At 50.7% G+C, this 8,972-nt stretch carries 7 protein-coding genes and 1 rRNA gene; 1 reads left to right on the top strand and 7 read right to left on the bottom strand.

Features of this window, described 5'->3' with window-relative positions; all coding sequences use genetic code 11:
- From T320_RS05815 to T320_RS05785, 7 genes are all read right to left on the bottom strand, one after another.
- Window positions 1-470: ribosomal RNA gene (locus tag T320_RS05815) — 16S ribosomal RNA — on the bottom strand; the annotation flags it as partial.
- Window positions 471-1,038: 568 nt separating this feature from the next.
- The gene (locus T320_RS13905; protein WP_051608615.1) at window positions 1,039-1,746 is read right to left on the bottom strand and encodes a hypothetical protein; all 708 of its coding nucleotides are present in this window, start codon (window positions 1,744-1,746) and stop codon (window positions 1,039-1,041) included.
- 28 nt (window positions 1,747-1,774) lie between these two features.
- Window positions 1,775-2,500, bottom strand: coding sequence for a hypothetical protein (locus tag T320_RS05805; RefSeq protein ID WP_037353873.1), 726 nt, complete (start codon window positions 2,498-2,500; stop codon window positions 1,775-1,777).
- A gap of 126 nt (window positions 2,501-2,626) precedes the next feature.
- On the bottom strand, window positions 2,627-3,400 hold the full coding sequence (locus tag T320_RS05800) for an HAD-IIB family hydrolase (protein WP_026759555.1): 774 nt from the start codon (window positions 3,398-3,400) through the stop codon (window positions 2,627-2,629).
- The gene (locus T320_RS05795) at window positions 3,397-5,091 is read right to left on the bottom strand and encodes an alpha-glucosidase (protein WP_037353872.1); all 1,695 of its coding nucleotides are present in this window, start codon (window positions 5,089-5,091) and stop codon (window positions 3,397-3,399) included. Before T320_RS05795 ends, T320_RS05800 begins: the two co-directional genes overlap by 4 nt.
- 79 nt (window positions 5,092-5,170) lie before the next feature.
- On the bottom strand, window positions 5,171-7,291 hold the full coding sequence (locus tag T320_RS05790; protein WP_037353871.1) for an alpha-glucoside-specific PTS transporter subunit IIBC: 2,121 nt from the start codon (window positions 7,289-7,291) through the stop codon (window positions 5,171-5,173).
- Between the two features lie 159 nt (window positions 7,292-7,450).
- A complete protein-coding gene (locus tag T320_RS05785; protein ID WP_037353869.1) occupies window positions 7,451-8,221 on the bottom strand; it encodes a MurR/RpiR family transcriptional regulator in 771 nt (256 codons plus the stop codon).
- A 145-nt stretch (window positions 8,222-8,366) separates the two neighbouring features.
- On the opposite strand from T320_RS05785, the gene T320_RS05780 reads away from it, so the two are divergent.
- Window positions 8,367-8,960 carry a sigma-70 family RNA polymerase sigma factor gene (locus tag T320_RS05780; RefSeq protein ID WP_037353867.1) on the top strand — a complete coding sequence of 198 codons (594 nt, stop codon included), beginning with the start codon at window positions 8,367-8,369 and terminating at the stop codon, window positions 8,958-8,960.
- Window positions 8,961-8,972: the final 12 nt, after the last annotated feature.

The following is an 8,972-nucleotide window of genomic DNA, read 5'->3' as shown; positions in this document are numbered from 1 at the left end:
TCGTCCCCGTCAACAGAGCTTTACGAGCCGAAACCCTTCTTCACTCACGCGGCGTTGCTCCGTCAGGCTTTCGCCCATTGCGGAAGATTCCCCACTGCTGCCTCCCGTAGGAGTCTGGACCGTGTCTCAGTTCCAATGTGGCCGTTCATCCTCTCAGACCGGCTACTGATCGTCGCCTTGGTAGGCCGTTACCCCACCAACTAGCTAATCAGACGCAGACCCATCGCAAAGCGATAGCTTACAAGTAGAGGCCATCTTTAATCAAGCTCCCATGCGGAAGCTTGACAACATTCGGTATTAGCAGTCCTTTCGGACTGTTGTCCCCATCTTTGCGGCAGGTTGTCTACGCGTTACTCACCCGTTTGCCACTCGACATCTCAAAAGCAAGCTTTTAATCCGTCTCGTTCGACTTGCATGTGTTAAGCACGCCGCCAGCGTTCGTCCTGAGCCAGGATCAAACTCTCCATAAAATTTATGAAGAACTTAATCAAGCTCTCAATTATCTATTAAAGAAATTGCCGATTGCTATGTTGTTCATACCAATCGATGTTTTAATAAGAAACTAAACGTTTCTCAAACATCTGGCTTTAATCATGTTGCATGATTATTTGCATTGTTTAGTTTTCAAAGAACAATCTGTTTTGTCGTTATCAGCTCTCGCTTCAAGCGACTCATTTATCTTATCGCATTCAGCTTAGCTTGTCAAGAACTTTTTTGAAGTTTTTTGAAGCTTTTCGGTTCCTCACAGCGGCCTGCCAATCAAGGCTTGCTGAGCTGTTTTGTTGCCGTGTCTGTCAGCGACTTGTATTATATTACACGAGTCAGAGGCTCCTGTCAACACCTTTTTGAAAAAAATATGAAAAAGTTGGCAAAAAGTTCGAGATACAAGACGGAGGGAAGGGGAGGCAATGTACGCAAAAGCCCGGTGGCTGATAATGCTTTTCCGTCGCGTTAGGCAAGCCTGCACAAGCAGGGGAAAAGTTTTATCAGCCACCTGGCGTCTTAGCACCACGATGTAAACAATATACGCTGTTTCTTTTAATTCACCCGTATAACCCCAGGCTGCACAATCACCCATTTCCCCTGCCGCAGTGTGAAATGCGCAGGCAGCTTCACCTGTACCTGCTTAAAGCTGCCGGTTTCATAATTAGAGGCAAAGGTTTCCTTCATGCCGCCTTTGTGATGCAGTTCCTCGTTATACTCAATCAGCGGATTCGGCACCACCGCAAAATCATCCGGCTTGCCCGTCACATTCCAGGCCCAGTACCTGCTGCTCTCCACATTGTCCACCGCAGTGTATACCAGCGTTTTCCCATCCTCCGCTTTCTGCGATTCTACGCAGACGAGCAGCTGCACCTTATTATTGCGTACGAAGTTTTCACAGGCTTCTGCCGCCTTGGGGATGTTCATACTGTTGGCCAGATTATTGTAATCATCCACAAATCCCTGCCAGACTTCCTGCTTAACATTCCCTGCCATAGCACCGCCCGCTGCCTTATCCATCGCCGGTTTTGTATCCGTATTATCCGGCATTGCAGCTTTCGGCAGCCTGTCCTGCAAGACCTTTATATCGCGTTGCAAAATCTTTACATCTCGTTCCAATTCCTCTACACGGGCAATTTTTTCCCGGGTACTTCTAGTAAGAGAATAATTATAGGCAATGCCCACCAGTGCTACCATGCTAATGGCGCCCACAAAAATCAGCAATATATGCGCTGCCATAGGCGGAAACAACGCCGCTTCCATACAAACACTTCCTTCTGGTCAAACATTATCAGGATGTCTTTTTCTTGCCGTTCAGGATATCACAGAGTTCCAACATATTCTTGATGCGCTGGGCTTCCGTGGCCGATAGCATCCGGTCATCATTTGAGCCGCCCGGCACCCCGAGCATCAGAATTTTCCCGGCCAGCTGGTCGCCCACTTCGCGCATGCCCTTCAGGGTTTCCGCATCCGCTACCTGATCACACCATTCCATAATGCCGCTGTTGGTATTGGAAGTCACCACATTGCCACCGGCCTTGACTTGGAAAATATCTTCTTCACTGGTCTGCAGACCGACCCCTTTAAAATTCATCGGCTTTTTCCCCCGATGACGCAGGATTACGTGAATAACCGCCGTCCCGCCGCCATCCTGAACAATATACGGCTGAATGAAAATTCCATCCTCTACGGGGTCTTCATAACGATAATAGGTGGATCCGTCCATTTCTTTGCCCTTCAGCATATCTGCCGTCAGGCCACGGATAACCTGGTCCGGTTCCTCTGTCCGCCCAGTGCGTTTATCAATCAGCGCCTGTTTACGCCGCGCCTTTTCCTTCAGCTTCGCTTCCTTGGCTTCCTTAGCATCAATCTCTGCCTGTTTTGCTGCATCTTTCCGGTCCTGCTCCGCCTGAACAATAGCCCGGGTCTGATCGTACTGGATGGCTGCGTAATAGCCGCCCACTCCTGCTACGGCAATGACCAGCACCACCAGAAAAATATATTTTAACTTCGCCATAACAGACACTTCCTTCCCTGCGCGAAATGACACTTTTCACCGTAAATATACGCCCTAAAAACAGAATTTTCCTGCAAGATATCATAAAAAAACCAGCCAGACTCGCAAAAATCTGACTGGTCAATATTACAGATTAGCGGCCAGCATGGCACCTACACCAGCATAGACCTCCCGGGCCCGGGCCTTTATTGCATCCCGCGCCGTGTCCACAGTAAATCCGTCAAAGGCTTCCAACATCGGCAAATCATTGCTTTCATCGCCGATGGCATAAACCTCTGCGTCCTGCCAGTTCATCAATTCCAGCAGTTTGTTAATCCCCTGGCTCTTGCTGACACCAGCTGGCACAATATCCACGCTGCAGCCGTTGGGATAGGCCTGCACGTAAGCACCGTACTTCGCATTGATGACCGCACTGGTTGCATCCGCTTCACTGGCCTCGTGGTATCCCAGACAGAACTGATGAATCTGCGGCAGACTCAAAATCTGCCGTTCTTCAATCTTCACGATGGGGAAATCCCACTCCAAAGCCTCCCTCATTATCCAGGAACCTTCCCGGTCATGGTAGAGATAGGTTCTGTCCTCCGCCGAAAAGGCAAAATGGAAGGAACGGTCAACGGATGGTTCCTTGACCATTTCCGCCAGCACCTTGAGAGGAATGCTCCCCTGCCACAGGGGCGTACCATCGGCCCGGAAGATAATGGCGCCGTTATTGCATACGGCATAGTCGGATTCAATGCCATAAAATTTCAGCTGGGGCATCAGCATGCCGTAATCCCGGCCGCTGACCACACCAAACTTGTGGCCTGCCGCCCGCCATTTCTTTACGCCCTCCACATCTTCTGCCGCAATGGTTCGCTGACGGAATAAGGTTCCATCGTAATCGCTTGCGCCTATCTTCATAAACCTTCACCTGTTTCCTTGATGTATAAAACTGCTTCGTAAGGTCGAAGCATCCCCTTACGGCTGCCGGGAACACTTTCCAGCAGCAGCTGCGCCTCTTGCAATTCCGGCAGGACATAAGCCTGCTCCCTGCCGGTAAAGTTCACCAATGTATAGACTTCCCGGCAGCCAAAGTGCCGCTTAAAGGCCAGGATGGCTGATTCTTCCCGCAAGAGCTCCATATACGTGCCCTGCTGCAGCACGCCTGCAGCTTCCCCCGTCTGGCGCAGCGCCGCCAGCTGGCGGTAATAGCTCAGCACAGAATCCGCTTCTTGCGCTTCACTTTCCACACACTGTCGGGCATAATCTTCATGAACGGGCAGCCAGGGCTTGCCTGTGCTAAAGCCGGCATTTTTCTCCTTCGTCCACTGCATGGGCGTGCGGGCATTATCCCGGCTGTAGCGATGTACCAGTTCCATCGCCTCTGCCGGACTCCGCCCCTCCTCCAAAGCCAGGAAATACTGCCCCTTGGATGAGATATCATTGTAAGCGTTGATGTTGTTCCAGGCTACGTTATCCAGCCCCAGTTCCTGCCCTTCATAGATAAAGGGGGTTCCTCTCATGGTCATCAGCACGGTAGCTATGGCCTTGGCCGCCAATTTCTTATCCGCATCTGCGGGGAAATAATGCGCCGTGCAGCGCGGCTGGTCGTGATTTTCAAAGAAGGCAGGGTACCAGCCGTTCTTAGCCGTAGCCTGCTGACTTGCCGTAAGCGCCTGTTTTAATCCCGTGATAACCTTGGGCGTATAGCCCGTAGCATGACTCCATAGCTCCCCATCAGGGAATTCCAGATTGACATGGGAGAACTCAAAGAGCATATCGAAGGCGCCTTTTTCGCCCACCCATTTATCCAAATCCTCCGGAGCGACACCATTGGCCTCGGCCACCGTGAAAATATCGTGGCCCTTAAAGACCTTTTCCTTGAACTCATGGAGATAATCCAGAATCCCCGGCGTGTTGGCAATCATGGAATGGATATTAACCATGCCGTCATCACTATCCGGCTTGCCATCTGCAAACACGGCAGGCTTTTTGATATAGACAATGGCGTCAATGCGGAAACCGCCCACGCCCTTGTCCAGCCAGAAATTAGCTGCATCATAGAGCGCCTGCCGCACAGCGGGATTTTCCCAGTTCAAATCCGGCTGCGCCTCAGCAAAAGTATGCAGATAATACTGCTGGCGGGCTTCACACCAGGTCCAGGCACTGCCGCCGAAAATAGAGCGCCAGTTCGTGGGTGCCGAGCCATCCGGTTTGGCATCCCGCCAGATATACCAGTCACTATGTTCACTCTCCCGCGAGCTTGCCGCGTCGATAAACCACGGATGCTTGTCAGAGGAATGGTTATAAACCAAATCCATCACCATGCGGATATTCCGCTTCTTGCCTTCGGCAATCAATTCCTCCATATCCGCCATCGTGCCATACGATGGGTCAATGGCCGTAAAATCAGCAATATCATAGCCATTGTCCACCATGGGCGAAGGGTATACCGGCGTCAGCCATATTGCCCCAACGCCCAAGGTTTTCAGATAGTCCAATTTGGCTGTAATACCTTTGATATCCCCCGTGCCACTGCCTGTGGTATCGAGAAAACTCTTAGGGTAGACCTGATATACATTTGTTTTCTGCCACCATTTTAGCTTATTCATGTTACTGTATCCTTTATCTAAGAACATTTCCTAATCCGTCAGTTTGGGCTATCGCCTTCCCCTGAAGGAAAGGCTTCACTCAAAAAACAAGTACAGGCGTTTCATTGCATTCAACATCCGCATCTTCATGTTTCTGCATCTGCGGATAATCGTTGCTGTTGGTAACAGCCATGATAACCGTAGTCTGATAGCCGGCCTCCTTAATCACCTGCTGGTCAAAATGAATCAGCGGCGTACCAGCTTTTACCTTATCGCCAGCCTTGACCAGAGCCTTAAAGCCCCGACCATTTAACTTCACCGTATCAATGCCGATATGAATTAGGATTTCAGCACCATTAGCCAGACGCAGGCCGATGGCATGAAGGCTTTCCTCCATAATCATAGTGACCTCTGCATCAGCCGGAGCTACCACCGTGTCGCCCTCCGGCTCAATGGCAATGCCATCTCCCATCATCTTCTGAGAGAACATATCGTCATTTACTTCACTCATATCAATCAGCTTACCGGATACACAGGCACTAAGTTTCATAGCCAGGTCGTTATCCAAAGCAGTCTCCGGTTTGGCTGCAGCCTGCACAGGTGCAACACTGTCAATCTTCTCCCCTTTGAGCAGCGCATCAAAGTAGCTGCGTACCTGGGGTACGGAAAGTCCCACGATAACCTGAATGGCCTTGCCGTTTTTCACGAGGCCAAAGGCACCGGCTTTGGTAAACTTGCCGACAGCAGCCACTTTATCCGGGTCTGCTACCGTTACCCGCAAGCGGGTAGCACAGTTGGTCACTTCACGGATATTGTCAGGGCCGCCCAGAGAATCCAGGAATACTTTGGCTTTGATGGCCAGCGCATTATCGGCCAGCCCCATCTCTTCCATTTCCTTCTTGGCCTGATACTCAGCCTTGGAGAAGAGCTTGTCTTCCACATCATCAGCGGTACGGCCCGGCGTTGCATAGTCAAATTTCAAAATCAGCGTGCGGAATACCACAAAGTAAATGGCCGTAAAGCAGAGGCCAATCGCAATCTGCATAAGATATGTAGCAGAATGATACTGGAACAGCGGAATCCAGTTCTGTACAAAGGCATCAATCAGGCCGCCGCCAAAGTTACCGGCCAGCCCCATGGCATAGAGTGCCGAAGACAGGCAAGCGGAGAGAACTGCATGCACCAGATAGAGCAGCGGTGCGACAAAGAGGAAGGTGAATTCCAGCGGTTCCGTAATACCGCAAAGCACAGCGGTCAGCGTTGCCGGAATAAGCAGTGCTGCCGTCTTTTTGCGTTTTTCCGGCTTAGCACACATATAGATAGCCAGAGCTGCACCGGGCAGACCAAAAACCTTAGAGCTACCATGCAGGGCAAAGCCACCCTCCGGGAACATTTCCTTGAGGCTGTGCGCACTGTTGGCAAAATCATTCAAATGCTGCAGCCAGTAAGCCTGAATACCGCCATCGCAGACAGCAGGACCAAAGATAAACGGCAGATAAATAAAGTGATGTAAACCTGCAGGAAGCAGAATGCGTTCCGAGAACGTATAAGCCCAGACTCCCACCAATCCACTGGTCTTAAGGAAATCCTGGAACTGCATGATGGCATGCTGTACAGCCGGCCATACCAGGCAGAAGATAAATGCCAGCGGAATCATTACCGCAAAGCCAACGGCTACCACAAATGCCGGGCCTTTGAAAATTCCCAGCCAGTCGGGAATATCCGTATCATAGAAGCGATTGTGCAGATAAGCCGTCATGCAGGCAATGAAGATGGCGCCGAGCATGCCCATGTCCAACGTCTTGATGTTGGCAATCATGGCCAGCCCAGTTCCTGCGCCTGCTGCCTGACTGTAATCCACACCGAAGTACGACCCATGCAACGTCAGGAATCCGGCAATGAAATAGTTGAACAGCATGTAGATAACGAAACCTTCCATGGCGCAACGGGCCGGTTCTTTCTTAGCAAAGCCGATAGGCACGGCAATGGCGAAGAGAATTGGCATCTGCGCGAACACCGTCCAGGCGCCCTGCTCCACCACGAACCAAAAATCATACCATACGGTCCCCTGTGCGGCTATGCTCCCCAACAAGCCTTCATTTTTGCAAATGATGGATAAAGCCACCGTCAGACCAAAAAATGCAAACAGGATAACCGGTGTGTACATGGCACCACCAAACCGCTGCATGCCCTGCATCATGCGGTCTTTACTGATTGTCATTATAATGCCCCCCAATTCATTCTAGATTATTATTGCTTCGCTAGCTAAAGATTAACGTAAAAAGCCCGCGAAATCAATAGTTTCACGGGCTTTCGGCACATTAGCCTGTGCCTGTATTTTGTTACATTCGGCGTACTTTGGTACACCGCCATTCGGGGCCTACTTGCCCCTGCGCTGCAAATACATCCGATACTTCACATACCAAACTTCCACCAGCATGAAGTACGGCATCATGGACTGAAATGCCGTATGCTCATCATCCGTATCATAGAGCTGGAACCGGGCTGGAGATACATAGAGGTTCACCGTGGACAAGCTGGCCAGCGTGTTATCATGCAGCTTGGTTATAGAGATAAAGGGCACATCCAGCAGCTGCAGATGCCGGGCAAAGTCCACCACCAGCGGCGTTTCCCCGGACAGAGAAACGAAGATAAAGAGGTCATCTGCCGTAAGATTGCGGGAAATCGACGCAAACTCCTCCCGCCCGCTGATTTCATAAATCAACACATTATCGTAAAAGAACAAGCGCTTCAGCTCCTGAGCCACATTGCTCTGCACATAACCCGACGCAAAGATAAAGACCCGGTTGGCCTCATGTATCAGACGGCTGGCGCTGTCAAAATTCCGCTTGAACACCTTGCTGGCAGTCTGGGAATAGAATTCCTGCAAATCCTGCAGCACATCATCCTTGTAAACGGACTTATCCCCTTCCTCCAACTTGAGCACGGCCTTCAAGTCGCCAAAGCCGTCGAAGCCCAGTTTCTGGGCAAAGCGCACGATAGTTGTGGACGATACCGCACAGTTCTTCGCCAGTTCGTGAATGGAAATATGACGTGCCTGCGCGCGATGCTGAACAATATATTTATAGATAACCATATCGGTATCATTCAGATTTTGCCGATGCTGGTTGATGATTTCTTCCAATCGCATGAAAATCCCCCCTGCTTCCCCCTTAGTATAGCAAATCGGACGGAAATACACCAAATAAATCCCCCGATTTCCGTATAATTCCTGCTTCGCCCAAATTACTTGCAGCCTCTAAACTGAGAGCAGTAAAGCAAAGGAGGAAGCAGCCATGTACAGCCTACAGGAAGAAAATGAACTCATCCACCATGCACAAGCAGGAAATCAGTCTGCCTGTGCCCAATTATTAGATGCTTATGACGGTCTTATCGACCATATGCGCCGCCGCTATCAATACACGCCCACAGGAAAACTTCTGGCCGATGATGCTCTGAGCATTCTGCAGCTGGCATTTATGGAAGCAATCCATGATTTCAACCCGTCCCTGGGTATTCACTTTGCTGCATTCCTGCAAAGCCGTCTTCACGCCGCCCTATACAAAGCCTTCAAACAAACCTGCAAATACAACGAGCGGACCGCCCATCCCACCGCCCCGGCAGGAGAAGATGAGCATGATTTTTTCGCCCTGCAGGAAAGCTCTGCCCCCACCCCGGAACGCAGCCTGCTTGCCCGTGAGGAACTGGCCAATCTGCTGCACCAACTGAATCCGCAGGAAAAAGAACTCCTGCAGCTTATCTATGCCCAGGGACTCCCACAGAGAACTGCCGCCCGCATCCTGCATATCAGCCCCCAGACAATGAACAAGCGCAAAAAAAGATTGCAGGAACACTGCCTGCAAATCCGGGAAAATAAAAACCGCCCTTAGGTAAGGACGGCA

The organism is Selenomonas sp. FC4001 (assembly GCF_000701565.1).
GTDB lineage: Bacteria > Bacillota > Negativicutes > Selenomonadales > Selenomonadaceae > Selenomonas_A > Selenomonas_A ruminantium_B.
This window is presented reverse-complemented; position numbering and strand designations above follow the sequence as displayed.

What these genes read in the sequence shown, in the direction of transcription:
- T320_RS13905 (WP_051608615.1), bottom strand. Translation starts at nt 1,746, where the DNA reads ATGGAAGCGGCGTTGTTTCCGCCTATGGCAGCGCATATATTGCTGATT.
- T320_RS05805 (WP_037353873.1), bottom strand. Translation starts at nt 2,500, where the DNA reads ATGGCGAAGTTAAAATATATTTTTCTGGTGGTGCTGGTCATTGCCGTA.
- T320_RS05800 (WP_026759555.1), bottom strand. Translation starts at nt 3,400, where the DNA reads ATGAAGATAGGCGCAAGCGATTACGATGGAACCTTATTCCGTCAGCGA.
- T320_RS05795 (WP_037353872.1), bottom strand. Translation starts at nt 5,091, where the DNA reads ATGAATAAGCTAAAATGGTGGCAGAAAACAAATGTATATCAGGTCTAC.
- T320_RS05790 (WP_037353871.1), bottom strand. Translation starts at nt 7,291, where the DNA reads ATGACAATCAGTAAAGACCGCATGATGCAGGGCATGCAGCGGTTTGGT.
- T320_RS05785 (WP_037353869.1), bottom strand. Translation starts at nt 8,221, where the DNA reads ATGCGATTGGAAGAAATCATCAACCAGCATCGGCAAAATCTGAATGAT.
- T320_RS05780 (WP_037353867.1), top strand. Translation starts at nt 8,367, where the DNA reads ATGTACAGCCTACAGGAAGAAAATGAACTCATCCACCATGCACAAGCA.